The organism is Buttiauxella massiliensis (assembly GCF_902500225.1).
Taxonomy (GTDB): domain Bacteria; phylum Pseudomonadota; class Gammaproteobacteria; order Enterobacterales; family Enterobacteriaceae; genus Buttiauxella; species Buttiauxella massiliensis.
Genome location: NZ_LR722655.1, coordinates 179283 through 201394 on the forward strand (window position 1 = coordinate 179283; position 22112 = coordinate 201394).

Here is a 22112-nt window from a genome sequence, read left to right on the forward strand (position 1 = left end):
AGCCACGACCTCAATCCCTGGACAACAAGTCCCCATAAATCTCTGCCAGCAACCCGCCCGGCGCAAACTGCTTTTTAATCCAACGGGTTACCTGGCCGGTGGCGGCATGCTGGGTTGCTAACAGCATGCGTGAATCCTGGCGCGGGTTGTTTATCTGGCGTGTCACCAGCAGGCCGCTATCCTGAGCCTCGCGCACCATATAGCTCGGTAAAAAACCAACGCCTTCTCCCAGAATCTGGCACTGGCACTTGGTGTTGAAGTCTGGCACCAGAATCGCTTCTTGCCCATGCAGCAGCCATCCCACCTTTTTATTCAGTGTTGATGCGGTGTCTTCCACCATGATGTTGGGGTAAAGGCGCAACTGGCTTTCAGAAATTGGCTCCGGCATAAATGCCAGCGGGTGGGTTGGGGCGATAGCAAACTGCCAGTGAATCGCGCCGATTTCGGTGTAATCAATCCCACCACCGTCGAGCAATGTATCTGGCGCACCAATCGCAATATTTGCCTGGTTATTGATAATTGAGTCCCACACCCCGTTGTACACCTCTGTCGTGATAGTAATCAGGCAGGTAGGGAACTGCTTTTTGAGTATTTGCAGCAGCTTTGCGGTGTGGCGCGGGGTGTAAAGCAGTTGGTTGATACAGATGCGGACCTTCACCTCAATTCCTTGCGAGATGGTATCGACACCGCGTTTTATGGCGTGGAAATCGTTAAGCAGTTCGGTTGCTTTACGATAGAAATAGAAGCCGGATTCAGTCAGTTCGATACTGCGGGTATTGCGCACAAACAGCACCACATCAAGGTACGTCTCGATTCTTTTGATGGTGTAGCTAACGGCAGAAGTGGTGATCCCCAGCTCGACAGCAGCCTTACTAAAACTTGAAAGCCGCGCCGTGGTAGTGAAGGCAAGTAGGTTCTCTTCGGTAAAAATGGAATTCATGCGCCACTCCCGTAGATCGGATAAGCGCAGTGTCATCCGACAGCTACCCAATCCTATTGTTGAATGTATTTGTATTCCTTATGATCCGCGACTTTGCCTTGAACCATATTTAACACTGCCGTTACAAGTGATTTGAAGAGCATCACACTTCTTGAATCTCATTTCTCCCGCTATCTGCAAGGCCTGACGGCGTTCCTCATAGAGAGAGATAAAGAGCGGCGAAAGCTCTTCTATCATAGGTAAAAGATTGCTCTATCGCACATTTTGCTCACATTGTTGAATACTATTCAACAATGCTGTCATTAACGATGAATGATTTTTAAACGGATGTTAAAGCGGTCATAGTGTTGCTATTCTCAATTCATCAGAAATAGCAAAGTATGGGAGTATGGATATGTCTCAGAAAGAACTTATTGCAGAATTTCTAAGTGCAGCAGAGCTTGGCAACCTGGAAAATTTAAAACAATGCCTTAGCGATGGCGTGGATATTAACGCCACCAACCGCCAGGGCCGCACCGCCATTACCCTCGCCAGCCTGCATAAAAAATATGACTGTGTGGAATATTTAATTGCCGCCGGTGCCGATATTAATCAACAAGACCAAACCTGTTTTAACCCCTTCTTACTGAGTTGTCTTAATAACGACCTGACATTATTACGTCTGGTTTTACCGGCAAACCCAGATTTAAATTGCTTATCCCGTTTCGGTGGCGTGGGAATTACGCCCGCCAGTGAAAAAGGTCACGTTGAAATTGTCCGTGAATTAGTTACACGCACCGACATTAACGTTAATCACACCAACTTTGTGGGCTGGACGCCATTGCTCGAAGCCATCGTATTAAACGACGGTGGGGCGAAACAGCAAGAGATCGTGAAACTGCTGCTGGATCACGGTGCCAACCCGCACATGACTGACAAATACGGTAAATCGCCACTCGAATTGGCGCGTGAAAAAGGCTATCACGAGATTGCCGAACTGCTGGTAAATGCCGGCGCGTAAAACACAGGAGATGCACTATCGCCGGATATCTTCAGCGGCAGTGCCTTTTTGCACAAACGGCAGATAGCGCTTTTTTCACCCCGGATTTATACGGTGATACAACAGGTTATGTTGAGCAGGTGTTTGACCGGGCGGTGAATATTCACCTCCCTGAAAGGCAACAGATCTTCACTTTGCTCAGTACCGAATGTGATAACGCACCAAATAGCTGTCGTTTAGCAGTAGAGCATTGTCAGAACCACTTTAAGCCTGGTGAACGGGTAAGTTTTCACAGTAACGGCATTGATATTGGCACAGATAAACGTATCGATTTCTCGCGCTGTACACGCTGGCAACCTGAAGCGCTTTTTCTAAGCCACACACGAATAAAACAGATTGATTGGCAACATCTTGCGCAAATGACACAGGCCAGTGTCATAAAAAGTTCGTCACTATTTTATTTTCATGGCGATAATATTTTCTACCAGGAAATGAGCCGCCTGCTGCAATTACATCGAAAGCAGCTTATATCAGCGCTAAATACAGGGAATTGCGCTGGGATTGAAAAAGGAATAAGTGGATTGCTGGGTTTAGGTATTGGACTAACACCATCCGGTGATGATTATCTGGCGGGCCTGAGTGCTGTTTTATTTATTATCGGGCATCCAGCGCGGAAATATAGAGATATTTTTATTGTTGTACTGGAAAGAGAAAAACATAAAACCACGCAGCTAAGCGCTATTACGCTGCGTGAAGCTATTGACCAACGTTATCGTGAAACTATTTATGGTTTTATTTATCAGGTGGTCAATGGTGATTTAGAAAATATTCAGCAGTCTATTAACGAAATTAAAAAAATAGGATCGAGTTCAGGATGCGACATGCTTTGCGGCATGGCGGATGCCTTCGCTTTGACCAAAATTAACGGAGGAAATTATGTCGACCAGGATTGTAATTAAAAAGAACACCTATTTTGATTCTGTCTCACTGATGTCTATTTCAACCAAAGCCAACCAGCTTGACGGTGTGGAACAGGCGTTTGTCGCGATGGCGACCGAGATGAACAAAGGGGTTTTAAAAAACCTCGGTCTGTTAAACGACGAACTCGAACAGGCCAAAAATGGCGACCTGATGATTGTGATTAAAGGCGCGAGCGATACGGCGAACGACGCCACTCTTGAAGCCATTGAAGGGCTCTTCACCCGCAAAGACAGCGGCAACTCACGCCACGAATCTCGTTACGCAACACTTTCCAGCGCGCATCAAAATATCCCTGAAAGTAACCTCGTGGTGATTTCGGTCAATGGCGCGTTTGCTGCCCGTGAAGCACGTCAGGCGCTGGAAAACGACCTCAACGTGATGCTCTTTTCCGACAACGTTTCCCTTGATGACGAACTGGCACTCAAGCAGCTTGCACACAGAAAAGGGCTGCTGATGATGGGACCGGACTGCGGTACTGCGATTATCAATGGTGCAGCGCTGTGCTTTGGCAACGCGGTACGCCGTGGCTCAATTGGCATTATTGGTGCGTCCGGTACTGGCAGCCAGGAATTGAGCGTGCGTATCCATGAATTTGGCGGTGGGATTTCACAACTCATCGGCACCGGAGGGCGTGATTTAAGCGAGAAAATCGGCGGTATCATGATGCTCGATGCAATCCAGATGCTGGAAGATGACGCGCAAACTGAAGTGATTGTTCTGGTTTCCAAACCACCTGCTGAAACGGTAGCCCGTAAAGTGCTGGAGAGGGCCAAAGCTTGCCGCAAACCGGTGGTGGTTTGCTTCCTTGGTACTAAAGAAGCACGTGAGGATGAAGCAGGTTTGCAGTTTGCTCGTGCGACGAAAGAGGCCGCGCTGAAAGCCGTTCTGCTGACTGGAATCAAAAGAGAGTCGCTGGACTTACACCCGCTTAACTGGCCGCTGATTGAAGAAATCCGTGCGCGCATGAAACCTGAGCAAAAGTACATTCGTGCGCTGTTCTGCGGCGGCACGCTGTGTGACGAAGCGATGTTTGCAGCACTGGAAAAGTACCCGGACGTCTACAGCAATATTCAACCCAACCCGGAATATCGCCTCAAAGACGTGAATATCAGCGTTGCGCACACCTTCCTCGATTTCGGCGACGATGATTTCACCAACGGCAAACCACACCCGATGATTGACCCAACCAACCGTATTAGCCGCCTGTTGCAGGAAGCACGTGACCCGGAAGTGGGCGTGATTGTGATGGACTTCGTCTTGGGCTTTGGCTCCCATGAAGATCCGGTCGGCGTGATGCTTGATGCCATCAAAGAAGCGAAAGCCATTGCTGCCCGCGAAGAGCGTAACCTGGAAATCCTGGGCTATGTGTTGGGCACCGATTTGGACACGCCATCGCTTGAAAAGCAGTGCCAGATGCTGACGGATGCGGGCGTTATCTGGGCAAGTAGCAGCACCAACACCGGTTTGCTTGCACGTGAGTTTGTTTGCAAGGAGAAAGCACAATGAGTTTATTCAACCAACCGCTAAATGTGATTAACGTCGGCATTGCAATGTTCAGCGATGATTTGAAAAAGCAGAGCGTTCCTGTCACTCAACTGGACTGGACGCCACCGGGGCAGGGTAATTTAGCTGTCGTTAACGCGCTCGATTCCATCGTCGCTCCGGCACTTGCCGAAAAAGTAGCAGCAGCAAACAAACTGGCCGTTGAGCGCATCATCCAGTCACAGCCTGTTTTGGTGGGTTACGACCAGGCGATTAATGTGGTTCCGGGCATGACGCGCAACACCATTCTTCACGCCGGGCCGCCGGTTGCCTGGGAAAATATGTGCGGCGCGATGAAAGGTGCGGTCACCGGGGCACTGGTGTTTGAAGGGCTGGCGGCGAATATTGATGAGGCCGCGCAGCTGGCAGCATCAGGCGAAATAATCTTCTCGCCATGCCATGAACACGACTGCGTAGGGTCTATGGCGGGTGTGACTTCTGCCTCGATGTTTATGCATATCGTCGAGAACAAAACCTACGGTAACCGCGCCTATACCAACCTCAGCGAACAGATGGCGAAGATCTTGCGCATGGGCGCTAACGACCAGAGCGTGATTGACCGCCTTATCTGGATGCGTGATGTGCTCGGCCCAATGTTGCGTGATGCGATGAAACTGGCGGGTGAAATCGACCTGCGTTTGATGCTGGCGCAAGCACTGCATATGGGCGACGAGTGCCACAACCGCAACAACGCGGGCACCACATTGCTGATTCAGGCGCTCACACCGTGGATTATTCAGACTAATTTCACCGTCGCACAGCAGAAAGAAGTGTTCGATTTTGTCGCCAGCAGCGACTACTTCTCCGGCCCAACGTGGATGGCGATGTGCAAAGCGGCAATGGACGCGGCGCACGGTATCGAATACAGCACTGTGGTTACTACTATGGCGCGTAACGGCGTGGAGTTTGGCTTGCGCGTTAGCGGCCTACCGGGGCAGTGGTTCACCGGCCCGGCACAGCAAGTGATTGGCCCGATGTTTGCGGGTTACAAACCGGCAGATTCTGGTCTCGATATTGGTGATAGCGCGATCACGGAAACCTACGGCATCGGCGGATTTGCAATGGCAACGGCTCCGGCGATTGTCGCGCTGGTGGGTGGCACCGTGGATGAAGCTATCGATTTCTCGCGCCAGATGCGCGAAATCACGCTGGGCGAAAACCCGAACGTCACCATTCCATTGCTGTCGTTTATGGGCATCCCAACCGCCATTGATATTACGCGTGTGGGCAACAGCGGCATTTTGCCGGTGATCAACACAGCCATTGCCCACAAAGATGCGGGCATCGGCATGATTGGCGCCGGGATTGTCCATCCGCCGTTTGAATGTTTTGAGAAGGCTCTGCTCGCCTTTGGTGAGCGTTACTCTTTCTGAGGGATACCCCGATGACAAACGTTAAGCTTGAGTGGAAACGCGGTGACTGGGCGGCATATTTCGGGTTGATGACCAACAACCTGACTAACTTGCTGACCATGATGGGGTTACTCATTTTTGTGGTGGGTATTCCGACTGAGATTGTTTACGGGCGCATTGCGCCAGCCTTCGGGCTGGCGGTGCTGGTAGCGAGCATTTGCTACGCCTGGTTTGGTTTGCAGCTGGCAAAAGAGACAGGGCGCAAAGATGTGACCGCACTGCCTTCCGGGCCAAGTGCGCCGTCCATCTTTACCGTGACGTTTTTGGTATTGATGCCGGTCTATCAGCAAACTGGCGATGCCGAATTTGCGATTCAGATTGGTCTGGTGTGGTGTTTTGTTGAAGCGATGATTCTGGTGGGCGGTTCGTTCCTTGGCGAAACCATCCGCAAGATGATCCCGCGTACCGTTCTGCTGTCGTGTTTGTCGGGATTAGGTTTGTTGCTGTTGGCGATGAACCCGATGCTTCAGGCATTTGAAGCGCCGACGGTTTCCTTCATCGTGCTGCTGCTTATCTTCATCAACTGGTTTGGCAAAAAGCCGATTTTTGCCCGTATTCCTACTGGCTTATTACTGTTGGTTGCCGGTACTGCGCTGGCGTGGGTTTCCGGCCTGCAAAGCCCGGAGGCCATCAAAGCCTCGATGTCCTCATTCGGCTTTAACCCGCCATCGATTCATGTTGATAGCTTCCTGCAAGGCTTGCCGCACGCGCTGCCTTACCTGGCATCGGCAGTTCCGTTGGGGCTGGCGAACTACATTTTCGACCTGGAAAACATCGAAAGTGCCCACGCAGCGGGTGACGAATACAACACGCGTAAAGTGATGCTGACCAACGGCCTGGCTTCAACGCTCGGTTGCCTGATGGGGAACCCGTTCCCGGTCACGGTGTACGTTGGCCATGCGGGCTGGAAAGCGATGGGCGCGAGTATCGGTTACACGCTGGCGTCAGGTGTGACGATGTTTATCGTGCCGTTGTTTGGCCTTGGGGCGTTCATGCTCGCCATAATTCCGATGACCGCGATTGTGCCGATTCTGGTGTTTATCGGTGTGGTGACGGCAAACCAGGTGGTGCGAGAGACACCGAAAATAGAGGTGCCGGTTATCTTCATCTGCTTGTTCCCGTGGATAGCTAACTGGGCACTGACCATGGTGAATAGCGTGATGGCCGCAGCGGGCACAACGGCTGCAAAAATCGGCCCGGAAGCGCTGGCGCATAAAGGGGTGTTTTACCAGGGACTGGTGCATTTGGGTAACGGTGCACCGCTCGCCAGTATGTTGTGGGGCTGTGTTGCAATCTTCGCGATTATCAACAAACCGTTACGTGGTGCAGTTGCGGCGGTTGTCGGTGCGTTGCTGGCACTGTTTGGCGTGATTCATGCGCCGATGGTCGGCTTTGCGCAGGGCAGTTCGCTGATGTTTGTCACTGCGTATTTGATGATGGGCGCGATGTTTGTGGTGAAGCACGTGCTCGACCGCCGTGAAGCGGCTTCTGAGGTTGTGACCTCGGTATAAAAAAATGGCGGATGACGCGTACTTATCGGCCCTACAGTTTTGTAGGGTGGATAAGCCTCAGGCGGCATCCACCGGCCTTTGTCCTACAAGGATAAAAACAATGAAACAGCTCGTGGTTGTGGCAATTGGCGGCAACAGCATCATCAAAGATAACGCCAGCCAGTCGGTTGAACATCAGCAAGTCGCGGTTAAAGAAGTGGCCCAGACGGTGCTGGAAATGCTTTCGTCGGATTACGACATCGTGCTGACGCACGGCAACGGCCCACAGGTGGGGCTGGATCTGCGCCGAGCGGAAATCGCCCATGAGAAAGAGGGATTGCCGCTCACGCCACTGGCTAACTGTGTGGCAGATACCCAGGGCGGCATTGGCTATCTGATTCAGCAGGCGCTGAATAACCAGTTGGGTAAACACGGGGACAAAAAAGCGGTCACCGTGATTACGCAGGTAGAAGTAGATAAAAACGACCCTAATTTCACCCATCCGACCAAGCCGATCGGCGCTTTCTTTAGCGAACAACAGTGCGAGGCGCTAAAAGTGGCTCACCCGGACTGGCAGTTTGTAGAAGATTCCGGGCGGGGTTACCGTCGGGTTGTGGCGTCTCCAGAGCCAAAACGGATTGTTGAAGCGGATGCCATCAGCGCGCTTATCAAACAAGGCTTTGTGGTGATTGGCGCGGGCGGCGGCGGTATTCCGGTGATTCGCAGCGAACAGGGCGATTACCAGAGCGTGGATGCGGTTATCGATAAAGACCTGTCTACCGCGCTGCTGGCTCGCGAAGTGAACGCTGACATTCTGGTAATCACCACTGGCGTGGAGAAAGTGTGTATTCACTTTGGCAAACCAGAACAACGAGCACTCGATGAAGTCACGGTTGAACAGATGGTGCATTTCAGCGAAGAAGGTCATTTCCCTCCGGGCAGCATGCTGCCAAAAATCACTGCCAGCCTCGCGTTCCTGCGCAATGGCGGCAAACGCGTGATTATCACCACACCTGAAAAATTACCTGCAGCCCTGCGTGGCGAGACGGGCACTCATATTGTTAATACTTAAGAGTGGGAGAACTCAATGAATAATGCAGAAAAAAGCCGCCGTGAATTTTTAAGCGGTGGCGGCAAAGTGGCTGCTGCCTGCGCACTCTTTGGCGCGACTGGCTCAATGGCGTATGCTGCGAAACCAGCCTCCCTTACCTGTGAGACGGACAATCGCATGAGCGCCATTAAAGAATCGCATTACTACCTCGACAACGTACTGCTGGAGGCGGGTTTTAGCCGCGACGGGCAGACTATTGTTGGCACGCAAACCGAGCTAAAAACGCTGGAAATTAAAGACGGCAAAATTGCGGCACTGCTCGCAAATAAACAGCATCCCGATGCCACCCTTGCCCATTACGATGCGTCAGGGAAACTGCTGCTGCCAGCGATGCGCGATATGCACATCCATCTTGATAAAACCTTCTACGGCGGCCCGTGGCGTGTGCATAACCGCCCGGCGGGAACCACCATTCTGGACATGATTTCCCTTGAGCAAAAATTGCTGCCGGAACTGCAACCGGTCACTCAGGAGCGTGCAGAAAAACTGATTGATTTGATTCAGTCGAAAGGCTCGACCATCGCTCGTAGCCATTGCAACGTTGAGCCAGTTTCCGGGCTGAAAAACCTCGAGAATCTGCAAGCGGTTCTGGAACGCCGTAAGTCTGGTTTTAGCTGTGAAATTGTCGCGTTTCCTCAGCATGGTTTGCTGCACTCGAACTCCGTTGCGTTGATGCGTGATGCAATGCAAGCGGGCGCTCACTACGTGGGTGGGCTTGACCCGACTAACGTCGATGGGGCGATGGAAAAATCCTTAGATGCCATGTTCCAGATAGCTATCGACTACAAAAAAGGCGTCGATATTCACCTGCACGAAACCAGTCCAGCGGGCATTGCGGCGGTGAATTATATGGTGGAAACGGTGGAGAAAACTCCTGAGCTGAAAGGCAAATTGACCATCAGCCACGGTTTTGCACTGGCGATGATGAACGAGCAAGAAGTTGATGCGATTGCTACGCGTATGGCAGCGCAACAAATTACTATCGCGTCAACGGTACCGATTGGCACCATGCATATGCCACTTAAGCAGCTACAAGAGAAGGGTGTGTTTGTGATGACCGGCACCGACAGCGTTATCGACCACTGGTCGCCGTATGGCCTGGGCGACATGTTGGAGAAAGCGAATTTATATGCGCAGCTTTATATGCGTGTGAGTGAGCTAAACCTTTCGCGCTCGCTGGCGATTGCCACAGGAAATGTGCTGCCGCTTAATGACAAAGGCGAGCGTGTGTGGCCAAAAGCACAGGATGAAGCAAGCTTTGTACTGGTGGATGCCTCATGTTCTGCCGAAGCCGTGGCACGTATCTCTCCACGAACCGCGACATTCCATAAAGGGAATCTGGTTTGGGGTGAACTTAGCGTGTAATTTTGTCGGATGACGCTGGCGCTTATCCGACCTACCCCAGAACGGGCAGCGTCATCCACCATTTATGCCCGTTCTGTCTGATAATTAACTCCGCCAGAACGTCCTGGAAAACAGAATCAACACGGGATAAATCTCAAGTCGTCCTAATAACATCGCCGCACACATTAAATATTTCGCACTGTCACTTAACGTGCCAAACCCCGCCGCCGTTTCGCCAAAACCTAACCCCATATTATTAATACAGGCGGCGACGGTGGCGAAGGAAGTTAATAAGTCATAGCCCTGTAAATTCAGCATCCAGATGAAAAACAGGGTGCACACCACGTAGAGAAAGAAAAAGCTCCACACCGAGCGCAATACCCGGTCGTTTACCGGCGAATTGCCGATGCGGATACTCATGATGGCGCGTGGGTGGGCGAGTTGATGGACTTCATGGCGAGTCTGTTTGAATAACACCAGGAAGCGCAGCGCTTTGATCCCGCCGCAGGTTGACCCTACGCAGCCGCCAAAGAAACTGGCCGAAAGCAGCAGGACGATGGTGTGTACCGGCCAGGAGGCGTAATCGCTGGTCGACAGCCCGTTGTCGGTAATCATTGAGCTGGTGAGGAAAAATGCGTGTACGAAAGAAGCAGGCAAGGCGTACATCCCGGCGCGCCAGACTTCGAGTGTGATGATTAAAATCACCACGCTTGCGACCAACAGGAAGAACTTTAGCTCGGCACTTTTCAGGAACGGTTTGATGCTACGCCGCGCAAGGGCGACAAAATAGAGCGTGAAGTTGATGGCGGAGAGCAATGAAAATGCCCCGGCGACCAGTTCGATAGCGTAACTGTCATAAAAGCCGATGCTTTCTGTTCGCGTCGAAAACCCGCCTAATGACACGGTAGAAAGGCCGTGGCAAAGCGCGTCGAAGAACGGCATTCCTGCGAGCTTGTACGCAATAGTACATGCGCCGCCGAGCAGCAAATAGGTCAGCCACAGGCTTTTGGCGGTATCCGCAAGGCGTGGGGTGAGACGCTCTTCTTTAAATGGCCCAGGCATTTCGGACTGATAAAGTTTCATGCCCCCAATACCGAGCAGCGGTAGCACGGCAACCGCCAGCACTATGACACCGAGGCCGCCGACGAAGTTGAGCTGCGCGCGATAATAAAGAATCGACTTGGGCAAATGGCCAACATCATTGAAAACAGTCGCTCCGGTGGTGGTTATCCCCGAAACCCCTTCAAATATGGCATCTGCTAAAGAGACGTTATAGCTGTCATCAAGCCACAGCGGCATGGCGCTGATCACCGAAAACAGCAGCCAAAACATAACGATGATAATAAATCCATCGCGAGTTTCGAGTTGAATATTAGACCGGCCAGTCATCACCCAGGCCAGGCTTCCCAGTGTAAAAGTGATGAGAAAGGTATAAAGAAAGCCAAACAGACTGCGTTCTTTTTCGACTAAAGCCAGCAACATAGGCGGGATCATGGTCAAACTGTATAGAACTACCAGAAACGCACAAAGGTGAATCACAATTCTAAAACGGGTTGATATATACATCAGAGAAACCCAGATACCTGTGTTATTCAGGTATATCAATCAGGTACGGATGGCAAAGTATAGGGTATTTTGGGTAGGAAAGGTTATCTGGCTTTATTGTGAAGGGAAGCGTTGTTAAATGGGCAACACAGGGGGTGCCCATTTAGAAGACAGGTTATTTCTTCTTGTATACGTCTGCGGTGCCGTGAATTTTATTCTCGGTATCTGCAGAAGTTACAACATAAAACTGACCACCCAGCTCATCGGCTTTCTTGGAGAGTTCTGCTTTGGCATCAGATGGTGACATTTCACCACTGGTGGTGATGGTACCTACTTTTACATACTGATCTTTATGGTCGTTATAGGCTTCTTTCGTCAACAGTTCTGCTGACAATGCACTGAATGATACTGCACCCAAAGTTAACGCTACCAATACACCCTTAGCTATTTTCATGACGAACCTCATCTTTGCTTATGGTAGATAAATTGTTTTCCCTACCTTTAGACTATGGTTCAGAACTGTATTTCTCGCCAACTTAGGGAAAGAAAAATTTTGTTCAAAAATAGATGCATAAGAGATTGTTCAGTATTGAAAAGTATGATTATTGCTAACCTTATCTGAGAACAGCAGATAAAGGGTGAATGGGCACCGGCGCGAAAGTGTCGCCATGCAGGTCCAATATCCAAAAAATGCCAATCAACAACACCGAGATATTCATACCTACAGTTAACCGCCGACATCACTCAGGACTATTTGGTCAACGCTTGTTCATCAGTTTTGTTTGATCCGTTACTGGTCGCCCAAACGCCTTCCTGCATCTTGAATTATTTTGGGTATATAATTAATGGCTTGCAATTAATTATTAACACTTTGATACCTTAATGCCGCAATTGTTCTCATTGAGTTGATTAGTGTTTGTTAAAAATAAACAAAAAACCGTTTTGTTATGTGCTAATAAGGCTGGTTTAATACTTGGGTATAACACGAAATAATTACTCTGCAGAAAGAGCATCACCCTCAATGATGTTGGGGGGTTATTGTCATTTCATTCTTTTCTGGTGGTGCATTCATCGGTGAGTGAGGTGTTATGAATGCTGTCGTGATATTTTCGATTGTACAGGTTGTTTTTTACAGAACTTAGTTCTGATTTTTTATTTTTGTTTATACGGAAAATGCTATCGAAAATAGAATGCCATTGTATAGATTAAATTTTTTATCTTTGTTTTTAGATGGTAAGTCTGGCGACCACACTCTTTGTGCCATTTTTGCAGTAATGTCTGTTTGTTCTATTATCAAAATAGTTAATAAAAACCAACGGGTTTATATTACTGGGCTCAATCTAATTTTTTAAAATGCAATGCCAGCGATCTGCTGTCCCGGTCATTAATGCTCGAGATCTGGATAGTTACGTAGTCACTATCACCTGGAATAACCGCATCATGGAAATTAATGATACCCCCTTAGCTGAGAAAAGACTGGTTGCCAGATTTCTGGATATGTTCATCAAATTTGGTCTCATCCTCGCACTAGCCTCCTTCTGTTTTACTGTCATCTCGCCTTTTATGAATATGCTGCTGTGGGCACTTATTCTGGCGGTGACTCTCTATCCGCTTCATCAACGTTTTGCTGCGCGTATGGGGAATAAACAGGGATGGGCTGCGACCTTGCTGGTATTGCTGGGGGTGTTGCTAATCGTTGTACCTACCATCGCGATGATTAGCTCCCTGGGTGATAGCGTCAGTGCACTTATTTCAAAAGTCACCAGCGATAGCCTGGTCATTCCGCAACCTTCGAATCGCCTGGTGGCAATACCGATTGTGGGTGAAAAAATCTATGTTGTGTGGATGAGGGCCGCGACAGATTTGCCGGGTTTAGTTAAAAGTTATGGCCCGCAACTAGGTGAGATTACCCGCCAGGTTATTACCATTCTGGCTAGCATGAGTGGCGGTTTGATTGGCTTTGTATTCTCCTTTATCGTCGCCGGTATCATGATGGCCTGGGGTGCTTCAGGTGCGGCAAGTGCCACGAGTATCGCCACCCGCATCACCGATGAAAGAAAAGGCCCGGCCCTGACTAAACTTTGCACCAATACCATTCGTGCCGTAGCGATGGGGGTTATTGGTGTTGCCTTCATTCAGGCGTTGCTGGCCGGTATTGTGATGGCGTTCGCTGGTATTCCTGCCGTGGGGATTTTCTTCGTTCTGGCTCTGATTCTGGGTATTGCCCAGGTTCCGGTGATACTGGTTACCGCCCCGGCTATCGCGATTATGTGGATGACAGGCGACAACGGAACGGTGATGAATATCATTTTCACCATTCTGCTGATTGTCGCCGGTATGGCGGACAATGTGCTGAAACCTTTGTTGTTGGGGCGTGGTGTAGATGTGCCAATGCCTGTGGTGCTATTGGGGGCGCTGGGAGGTATGGCGACCAACGGTATTCTCGGCATGTTTATTGGCGCGACCTTGCTTTCTATTGGTTACCGAATCTTCATGGCCTGGGTTAAAGAAGGTCCGTCAGGCCCGACGTTGAGCGGGCAAGATGCTCTGTGAAGACAGATTCAGGCGCCTCCTGATAACGGGGGGCGCAAGCCTGGTCTTGAGCGCGTGTACCACTCTGGGACCTGACTATAAAACTCCACAAGTTCCGGAGCTGGCGCAATGGCAACCGGTGACGAAGAGTATGGCATCTGGTGTATCTCAGAGCAGTTATGACCAGTGGTGGATACAGCTTAATGACCCGACGCTTACGATGCTCGTCAACGAAGCTTTGCGGAAAAACCCCGACGTTAAAATTGCCGGTCTGCGCTTGCTTGAATCACGAGCGCAGTTGGGGATTGCAGAAAGCTTACTCTCACCTCAGGCAACCATTGGCGATGGGCAAGTCATTACTGGCGGTCAACAACGTAATGACCGTTACATCGCTAGCACCAACTATGGCGCGGGCTTTAACCTGGGATGGGAGATCGATTTCTGGGGCAAGTTCAAACGAGGTGTCGAATCTGCCGATGCGAGTTACTTCGCAACACTTGCGCAATATGACGATATTCAGGTGCTGATGGCGGCACAAGTCGCACAGCTGTATGTGAATATCCGTACGCTTGAAGCGCGCCTGCAAATTACCCGCAGTAACGCCAAAATTCAGCAGCGTAGCCTGCAAATCACAGAACGTTTATTCCTCAGCGGCAACAGCGCTGAGCTAGATGTACAGCAGGCGAGAACCCAATATCTATCAACTCTCTCAAGTCTTCCTCAACTGGAAACAAGTCTGCGTCAGAGCCAGAACGCATTGAGCGTGCTGCTGGCGCGAAAACCTGGCCCGTTACCCGAAATGGTCGATAACACAGGGGTCCTTCCGAAGGGCAATCTCGAGCTGGTGTCGGAACTACCGGCAGATTTGCTGCGCCGCCGACCTGATGTGCGAGCGGCTGAAAGGCAATTAGCGGCACAGTCAGCCTTGATAGGCGTGGCAGAAACTGAACTCTATCCATCTATTTCTCTTTTCGGCAGCGTGGGAATTAGCGCCCGAAATGGCGGAAGTAGCACGCTCTCCTGGGCTGCGGGGCCGACATTTAGTTGGAACTTGCTTGATCAAGGGCGGCTGGGTAACCAGGTGTTGGTACAAGATGCGCGGTTCCTGCAACTGCATGAACGCTACCGGGATACGGTATTTCAGGCCGCACGTGAAGTGGATGATGCAGCCGTTGCTTACGCCAATGATAAACAAGAGATCGATCTGCTGACCCAAACCGGGCAAGCGGCAAACCGTTCTTTGGATATCGCCAACACCCAATATCGTGAGGGTATGGCTGACTTCCAGCGTGTGCTGGATTCACAAAGAGCCTTGTTCAATCAGCAGGAGCGACTAGTGAATAGCCGGGGTGCCCTGATGCGTGACTTGATTACGCTCTATAAGGCTCTGGGCGGCGGTTGGGAGAAAGGGCGTGAGCGCCCACTGGTTGATAAGCAAACCGATGCTCATTTACGCCAGCGTGATAACTGGGTGCCTTTATTGGATGCCCCTTTGCCATCAGCAACGTTACCCAAAGAAGGTAAACAGCAATGACAGAATCCTCATCTCCGGCGGGGCAAGCCAGTCGACGTGGAGTGATAGGTCTCCTCGTGGTCATCATTTTATTGCTTTGCTGGTATCTGGCAGCGGACCGCCTCACGCCTTATACCTCTCAGGCAAGAATTCAAGCATTTGTTATCCCCATTGCTGCGGAAGTGGGAGGGCAAATACAAAAGGTCTATGTCCGCGATAATCAGGAGGTCTCGCCGGGCGATAAGCTGTTTGAGCTTGATCCCGAGCCTTATGACATCGCGTTGGCTAAGGCTCGCTCGGACTATGAAACGGTGCTCAGTTCGGTCAAAGCCAATAATGAAACCATTGCCGCGGCCAAAGCGGGTTTACAGGCGGCGACAGCCGCTTATCAAAATGCGGCTAAAGACGCTGAACGTCAGGAGCGTTTGTATCGTGAAGATCCCGGCACCATCTCAGTTCGCCGACTCGAAGTGGCACAAGCCACGCGGGAAACCGCGCGTAGCCAGATGGCAGCCGCCGCTGCTGATGTGCGCCGAGCGACGGAAGCCGCGGGCGTTTCCGGGGAAAAAAACTCACAACTGCTGAGCGCTCGTTCCGCGGTGCAAAAAGCCGAACTGGACCGGAAAAATGCCGTAGTTGTTGCGACCAACCGCGGGTTGGTAACGGATCTGCGCACTGATATCGGACAGTTTCTTGGCGCGGGAGCACCCGTTATGACGCTGGTGGCGATAAACGATGTCTGGATTAGCGCGGATATGACCGAAAATAACATCGGCAATGTGAATATCGGTGATGAAGTCGCCATTTTGCTCGACAGCATGCCGGGGCATATTTTCAAAGGCCAGGTGCGCAGCATCAGTTATGGCGTAAGTGCTACACAAAGCCAGCCCGCAGGTGTTCTGCCTACGGTCGATAATAGCCGTGACTGGCTACGTCAGGCGCAGCGGTTCCCGGTGAAAATAGCCTTTGTTAAAGACGATTTCCCTCCGGTTAAAAACTTGCGGGTCGGTGGGCAGGCGGATGTATTGGTCTATGCCAATGGCGCTGGCGTAATGAGCTTCTTCGGTAGCATCTACATACGACTGATGAGCTGGTTCTCGTATATCTACTGAGGTAGGCCATGCATAACGGGGATCGTGCGGTACTGAGAATTGGAGTGGGATCGGCCATTGCGGCGCTGGTCTGCTACGGCCTTGCACTACCGATGCCGCATTTGGGCTGCATTATGGCCTGGATTGTGTTGTGTCAGGGGAAACCTTTGCCCATCAAAAAGGGGATTATTGTTGGCTTAGTGCTAACGATGACCATGATTGGTGGCGTGCTGATGGTGCCTTTACTGACGCACTACCCGTTATCTGCATTGCTGTTTACGGCGCTGCTGCTTTATCTGCTGATGCTGATGGGGCTTAGAGGGAAGGGAACCCAGGCCATGCTACTGACGACGGCCATTACCATCATTCCGATTGCCGGACTCATCGAGCAGTCACTAGCTATTGGTATTGCTCAAATGATGGGGCTTGGCATCATCATTGGTACGGTGGTTAACCGGTTTGCGTTAGTACTGTTCCCGCCGCAGGCCACACTTGCCTTAGCAGCTAAGGATCTATTGCCTCCTGAATCTCCACACCAGCTGGCTTTACGTGCAGTACTTATTGTATTGCCGGTGTGGTTGTTAGCATTAAGCAACCCTGCGTTTTATATCCCGGCAGTGATGAAAACCGTGATGCTGGCACAGCAAACCAACACGCTTGCGGCAAAACAGGTCGGGAAAGAGTTGGTGCTATCGACTCTGATGGGGGCGCTGTTGGCGGTGGTGCTGTGGTTTGGGCTTAGCATCTGGCCTTCATTCCTGATGCTGGTGCTGTGGATGGCTTTCGTTAGCCTTTGGGTTGCGCGCCGTTTGGTGCGACTGGCGGCTGGCCGATTCACCCCCTCTTTCTGGAGTAATGCCTGGGTCACCTGCCTGATTCTGTTTGGCCCAGCAATTCAGGACAGTGCTTCCGGTAAAGATGTCTGGCTGGCATCGCTGATGCGCTGTTCTCTATATGTTGCTGTTGCCCTGTATGGCTGGGCGTGTGTGGTGGTTCTTGAACGCTGGCATCAGGCTGGTCGTCCAGCAGCCGAAACAGATTAAGGGGGTTAAAATGTTGCTGGTCTTGATAACTGGGATGCCTGTCATCCTGTGCAATATGTTGCTGCAATCACTTATGTCTGTTTGGTGCATTCGCTTTTACATCAAGCGCTTTCACCAGAAGGAAGGGATGTTGTATGGCGTATTGGCATTGTTCGGCATCATCATCATCGTATTGGTGGGTAATCTGCTGCAAATAATGCTGTGGGGGATCTTGTTTTTGTGGCTCGGGGAGTTTTCCTCACTGCAAGAGGCTGTTTATCACTCTGGCGTCAATTTTGCCACGTTGGGTTATGGCGATATCGTGATGAGTACAAAATGGAAGCTGCTCGGCCCACTGGAAGCGGTGAATGGTGCGCTGATGATTGGGTTGTCCGGTGCCAGCATGCTAGCGGTGCTACAGCACCATATCCGCAAGCAATTGGGGAATTTAAAGTAATCTTTTTTATCTGGCGCAAAGTTTTTCGCTATTGCTGCAATATTGGGTTGCATAGCAGAAGTATTGACGTATTTAAAGCAGTTGAATGTATTGAAATGTGGAAATTTTAAGTAAGAGAATTATATATATCTGGAAATGATAAAGTTATACAAAAAAGAGCAGTTGAGATAATATTCAACTCACAGGGGAATTCCTTAATAGAAATAATATCTCGCGAAGAATAAATGTTACACTTATGAAAAACATCCAACCTCTTAATTACGACATTATTAAAAATGAGTGGCAGTTGTTAATTAATAATACAAATGCTGCAACTCATCAGACCCTTATGAGCCTTAGTGATGAGGAGGTCAGGCAGCTGGTTGATGCGTATTATCAATATATGTTGCAGGATGAGAAGGCGAAATTATTCCTTAGCACGACCCAGGTTGAAGAGAGACTTAGTGCCAGTATGAACAACTGGTTGCGCAAAGTGCTGGGGAGTTCGTGTGAAGATTTAGCCGCGTTAATTACTCATCAGCGCAATGTTGGTGAGGTTCATGCTCGGATTGGGTTGCCTATCGATCTTGTTGCCCGTGGCGCCAGAAAGCTGAAGTATGAACTTTTTCAATTGCTATTAAATAAAACACAACTCTCTGCAAAAGAAATTAACGATGCTATCTTCTTTAGTGGCATGGCAATAGATTCGGCAATTGAAGTCATGACTATTGCTTTTACACCTTCACATCAAAAAATGATGCACGATCAAGAACATTTTCGCCTGCTAACTGTTTATGACGATATGAGCGTGGAACGTGAACGTCAGTTAGGGGCATTAAAAGATTGGGAAAATCAGTTTATTTATAATATTGCGACTGAATTGCCATTTGAAGAACGTGTGCTACTAAGTGATTCTGAATTCGGGCTATGGTTTGCTCATAAAGGCCAACATATTTTCAGGCAGCCAGATTTAATTAAGAAAGTTGATGCACTGATCCAAAAAATAGATAGGCTTATTACCACAGAGTTTGCTAAAGAATCATCAAATACGTTGAGTCGCATTCATTTGCTACGCCTGTTAAGGCAAGATATTGAACAGGTTAATATGATTCTTAGCTCTATCTTCGAAGAGATAGTGAAAAGTGAGAATGGTAAAGATCCAATGACCAAACTACTCACTCGTCGCTTTATCCCTACGATTATGAGACGTGAGATTGGTTTATCCATTAGCTCCGGTAAACCTTTTACAATCGCTTTGTTGGACATAGATTACTTCAAAAAAATCAATGATAACTATGGTCACGCCGTCGGTGATAACACACTAAAAAATATTGCGGTCTGGTTGCATGAGTATGTGCGCAGTAGTGACTATGTTTTCCGCTACGGTGGCGAAGAATTTATGTTATTGCTGGTGGAAACGTCATTGTCTCAGGCTCAAGTCCTGACGGAGCGATTGCGTAACTATATTGCCAGCCAGATGATTGAAGTCGATGTAGACACCTCATTTAATGTCACCATCAGTGCCGGTTTGGTCGAATTCGATAACCACCCTGATTACCAGCGGCTTATTAACAAAGCAGACCAAATGTTGTATCAGGCAAAAAATAATGGTCGCAATTGTATTGAGAGTTACCCATTCGGCATGGATAACTCACTTTAATTGCCAGAACAAATAGATAAACCCTGACTGATGAGGTCAGGGTTTATTGTGCTGGAAGAGTTACTGCCCGATATTACGCAGCTTTTCACCCGCCATAAGTTTCTTCTCGATGTGTTCCAGTGTGACATTTTTCGTTTCTGGAATTAGCCAGAAAGTGACGCCGATAAATGCAATATTAAGCGCGGTATACATCCAGAATGTGGCCGCCGGGCCAACTGCATCTAACAGGCTCAGGAATGTTGCACCAATTATCATGTTCGACACCCAGTTCGTGGTGGTTGAACAGGTAATCCCAAAATCACGGCTTTTCAGCGGTTGGATTTCAGAGCACAGAATCCAAACCACAGGTGCGGCACTCATCGCATAGCCTGCGATACACATCATAGTCATACCGACAGACAGGTAAGACAAACCATCCGAAGCATTGCCATTATCAAACTGCATCAGGCAATAGCCCAACACCAGCGTGCCAACAGCCATAACGCTAAAGCCAATTTTCAGCGCCGGTTTACGTCCTGCTTTATCGACCATGAAAATAGCAATGAAGGTGGCGAGCATAAACGTCAGGCCGACAACAATGGTTGCCATCATCTGCTCATGCGTGGTTGTGAAACCCGCCATTTCAAAGATTTTTGGCGCGTAATACATAATGATATTCATGCCGGTGAACTGCTGCATCGCTTGCAATAACATGCCAAGGAATACGGCACGGCGCACGTTGCTGTTCATTTTGAACAGCTCCCAACCGTGCTGTTTTAACTTGAGGCTTTCACGGATATCCTGCAATTCCTGGCGCGCTTTCTCCGAGGTATCTCGCAACTTACTTAATACTTCTTCGGCCTCAATATGGCGCCCTTTAGCGGCCAGCCAGCGTGGGCTATTGGGCAAAAAGACTACCAGTATCAGCAGCAGGAATGCAGGAATTGCCAGCACGCCTAGCATCATTCGCCAGTCGCCGCTGTAGCTCAGGGCTGTATCTGATAAGAACGCCAGCAAAATACCCAGAGTAACCATCAGCTGATACATGCTGATCATTTTCCCGCGAATATCTTCCGTTGCCATTTCAGACAGATAAAGAGGAGCGGTGTATGAAGCAATCCCCACGGCCATCCCAAGGACGACGCGTGAGACCATCAATATTTCTACCGTTGGCGCGAGTGCTGAGCCGAGTGAGCCGATAATAAATAATATCGCTCCTGCCATAAGACTATATTTGCGACCCAACGCAGATGAGAGCCAGCCATTTGCAAGTGCACCGATTGCTGCGCCTAACATCATGGTACTCACAACCCACTCTTGCTGTTGGCTACTTAAAGTAAAATGCTGAGTAATAAAGGGTAAAGCACCAGAAATCACTCCGATATCAAGTCCAAACAACAGGCCCGCTACCGCCGCAGAAACGGAAACAAACAGTGTCATTCGGCGCGAGTCGCGCGCTCTGGTATTGAGGTGACTGGGGCAACCAGGCAGTACTTCATTAGACATAATAAATCTCCAAAATCCCGCAAGCTCAATGTAGTTTCCGAAAACCAATGACTGCACTTTATAAGATCTTTCCAAAAAGCGTCTGACTCCAGGTAGGTAGATATATGGATTATTTTGCTGTGATGATCATTTGTGTGATGAGTGCGACATAATTGATAAATTCAGTGAATGACAATGTAAATGCATAAATAACAATAAGATATATTAAGTTTTTAGAGGTTTTTATCAGGTGTGGTCATAGAAATACAAATATTTGATATGGATAAATTTTGTTCTACTTTTCGGTGTTGTAAGAAACAACTGAATATATTGACGTTTGTGCTGACTATGCAGTTTACGAAAGGTAGTTATTTATCAGTTCTAAAAAATATGATTTAACAACATCAATTGCCTATGAGGAGTTGAGAATGCGCGAATTTAGCAAAATGGTGAGTGGTGAAAATTATAATATTAATGACCCAGAGTTACGTGAAATCCGTTACCGGGTACGCGATATCGTTGATGAATTTAATGCATTAAGTGCCCGTGCCGTTACCGAGAAAGAGAGGTTAATTCGCACAATATTTGGCCGAGTTGGCGAAAATGTTCATTTCGAAAAAGGAATGCGTATTGATTACGGTTGTAATACTCATATTGGTAATAATGTATTTATTAATTTCAACTTTGTGCTACTGGATTGTGCTCCAGTGACTATTGGTAATAACGTATTTATTGCTCCTGATGTACAAATTTATACCGCGCAGCATCCGTTGGACCCTGATACGCGAAACCAACATATTGGCAGCGCACGGCCGATAAATATTGGCGATGATGTTTGGATCGGTGGGGGATCTATTATTTTGCCTGGTGTAACTATCGGTAAAGGCAGCACTATTGGTGCAGGAAGCGTGGTGAAACATGATATTCCTGCCGGAGTCATTGCTGCGGGTAACCCATGCCAAGTAAAACGAGTTTGTTTGGCAGATAAATTGCCAGAAACCGTTGAATGAGCCTAATCTCAACAGAGAGATGGAAGACTTTATAACAACG

Annotated in this window: 18 protein-coding genes; 14 read left to right on the top strand and 4 right to left on the bottom strand. The window is 49.2% G+C overall.

What is annotated here, in order from left to right; translation table 11 throughout:
- Positions 1-10: 10 nt before the first annotated feature.
- Positions 11-940: a LysR substrate-binding domain-containing protein gene (locus GC128_RS14195; RefSeq protein WP_151994852.1), complete on the bottom strand. Its 930-nt coding sequence runs from the start codon at positions 938-940 to the stop codon at positions 11-13.
- A 394-nt stretch (positions 941-1334) separates the two neighbouring features.
- Between GC128_RS14195 and GC128_RS14200 the strand changes: the two genes are divergently transcribed.
- From GC128_RS14200 to GC128_RS14230, 7 genes are all read left to right on the top strand, one after another.
- Complete coding sequence (locus GC128_RS14200) at positions 1335-1940, top strand: ankyrin repeat domain-containing protein (RefSeq protein ID WP_151994853.1); 606 nt, start codon at positions 1335-1337, stop codon at positions 1938-1940.
- A gap of 119 nt (positions 1941-2059) precedes the next feature.
- Positions 2060-2878 (top strand): DUF2877 domain-containing protein, encoded by an 819-nt coding sequence (locus GC128_RS14205; RefSeq protein ID WP_226812125.1) that lies wholly within the window; start codon positions 2060-2062, stop codon positions 2876-2878.
- Positions 2856-4406, top strand: coding sequence for an acyl-CoA synthetase FdrA (gene fdrA / locus GC128_RS14210; RefSeq protein WP_151994854.1), 1551 nt, complete (start codon positions 2856-2858; stop codon positions 4404-4406). The genes GC128_RS14205 and fdrA overlap by 23 nt, the downstream gene beginning before the upstream one ends.
- Complete coding sequence (locus GC128_RS14215; protein WP_151994855.1) at positions 4403-5815, top strand: YlbE family protein; 1413 nt, start codon at positions 4403-4405, stop codon at positions 5813-5815. The genes fdrA and GC128_RS14215 overlap by 4 nt, the downstream gene beginning before the upstream one ends.
- An 11-nt stretch (positions 5816-5826) precedes the next feature.
- Positions 5827-7365 (top strand): xanthine permease, encoded by a 1539-nt coding sequence (locus tag GC128_RS14220; protein WP_151994856.1) that lies wholly within the window; start codon positions 5827-5829, stop codon positions 7363-7365.
- A gap of 100 nt (positions 7366-7465) precedes the next feature.
- Positions 7466-8416: a carbamate kinase family protein gene (locus GC128_RS14225; RefSeq protein WP_151994857.1), complete on the top strand. Its 951-nt coding sequence runs from the start codon at positions 7466-7468 to the stop codon at positions 8414-8416.
- A 15-nt stretch (positions 8417-8431) separates the two neighbouring features.
- Entirely contained in the window at positions 8432-9820 is a 1389-nt protein-coding gene (locus GC128_RS14230; protein WP_151994858.1) for an amidohydrolase family protein, read from the top strand.
- An 84-nt stretch (positions 9821-9904) separates the two neighbouring features.
- On the opposite strand, the gene GC128_RS14235 is transcribed toward GC128_RS14230, so the two are convergent.
- Positions 9905-11365, bottom strand: coding sequence for a TrkH family potassium uptake protein (locus GC128_RS14235; RefSeq protein WP_151994859.1), 1461 nt, complete (start codon positions 11363-11365; stop codon positions 9905-9907).
- A 154-nt stretch (positions 11366-11519) separates the two neighbouring features.
- Positions 11520-11798 carry a DUF1471 family periplasmic protein YahO gene (gene yahO / locus GC128_RS14240; protein WP_151994860.1) on the bottom strand — a complete coding sequence of 93 codons (279 nt, stop codon included), beginning with the start codon at positions 11796-11798 and terminating at the stop codon, positions 11520-11522.
- A 986-nt stretch (positions 11799-12784) separates the two neighbouring features.
- On the opposite strand from yahO, the gene GC128_RS14245 reads away from it, so the two are divergent.
- The 6 genes from GC128_RS14245 to GC128_RS14270 all read left to right on the top strand — a co-directional run bounded on the left by GC128_RS14245 (position 12785) and on the right by GC128_RS14270 (position 19598).
- Positions 12785-13897 carry an AI-2E family transporter gene (locus tag GC128_RS14245; RefSeq protein ID WP_151994861.1) on the top strand — a complete coding sequence of 371 codons (1113 nt, stop codon included), beginning with the start codon at positions 12785-12787 and terminating at the stop codon, positions 13895-13897.
- Positions 13898-13943: 46 nt separating this feature from the next.
- On the top strand, positions 13944-15410 hold the full coding sequence (locus tag GC128_RS14250) for an efflux transporter outer membrane subunit (protein ID WP_233782219.1): 1467 nt from the start codon (positions 13944-13946) through the stop codon (positions 15408-15410).
- Positions 15407-16501 carry an HlyD family secretion protein gene (locus tag GC128_RS14255; RefSeq protein ID WP_151994863.1) on the top strand — a complete coding sequence of 365 codons (1095 nt, stop codon included), beginning with the start codon at positions 15407-15409 and terminating at the stop codon, positions 16499-16501. Before GC128_RS14250 ends, GC128_RS14255 begins: the two co-directional genes overlap by 4 nt.
- Before the next feature lie 8 nt (positions 16502-16509).
- Complete coding sequence (locus GC128_RS14260) at positions 16510-17523, top strand: DUF2955 domain-containing protein (RefSeq protein WP_151994864.1); 1014 nt, start codon at positions 16510-16512, stop codon at positions 17521-17523.
- Between the two features lie 10 nt (positions 17524-17533).
- A complete protein-coding gene (locus tag GC128_RS14265) occupies positions 17534-17959 on the top strand; it encodes an ion channel (RefSeq protein WP_151994865.1) in 426 nt (141 codons plus the stop codon).
- Between the two features lie 235 nt (positions 17960-18194).
- Positions 18195-19598, top strand: a complete 1404-nt coding sequence (locus GC128_RS14270) for a diguanylate cyclase (protein WP_151994866.1) — start codon at positions 18195-18197, stop codon at positions 19596-19598.
- A gap of 60 nt (positions 19599-19658) precedes the next feature.
- Here the strand turns inward: GC128_RS14270 and GC128_RS14275 are convergent, their stop codons facing one another.
- Positions 19659-21083 (bottom strand): sugar porter family MFS transporter, encoded by a 1425-nt coding sequence (locus tag GC128_RS14275; RefSeq protein ID WP_151994867.1) that lies wholly within the window; start codon positions 21081-21083, stop codon positions 19659-19661.
- A gap of 407 nt (positions 21084-21490) precedes the next feature.
- On the opposite strand from GC128_RS14275, the gene GC128_RS14280 reads away from it, so the two are divergent.
- Positions 21491-22072 carry a sugar O-acetyltransferase gene (locus tag GC128_RS14280; protein WP_151994868.1) on the top strand — a complete coding sequence of 194 codons (582 nt, stop codon included), beginning with the start codon at positions 21491-21493 and terminating at the stop codon, positions 22070-22072.
- The last annotated feature ends 40 nt before the right edge of the window (positions 22073-22112 follow it).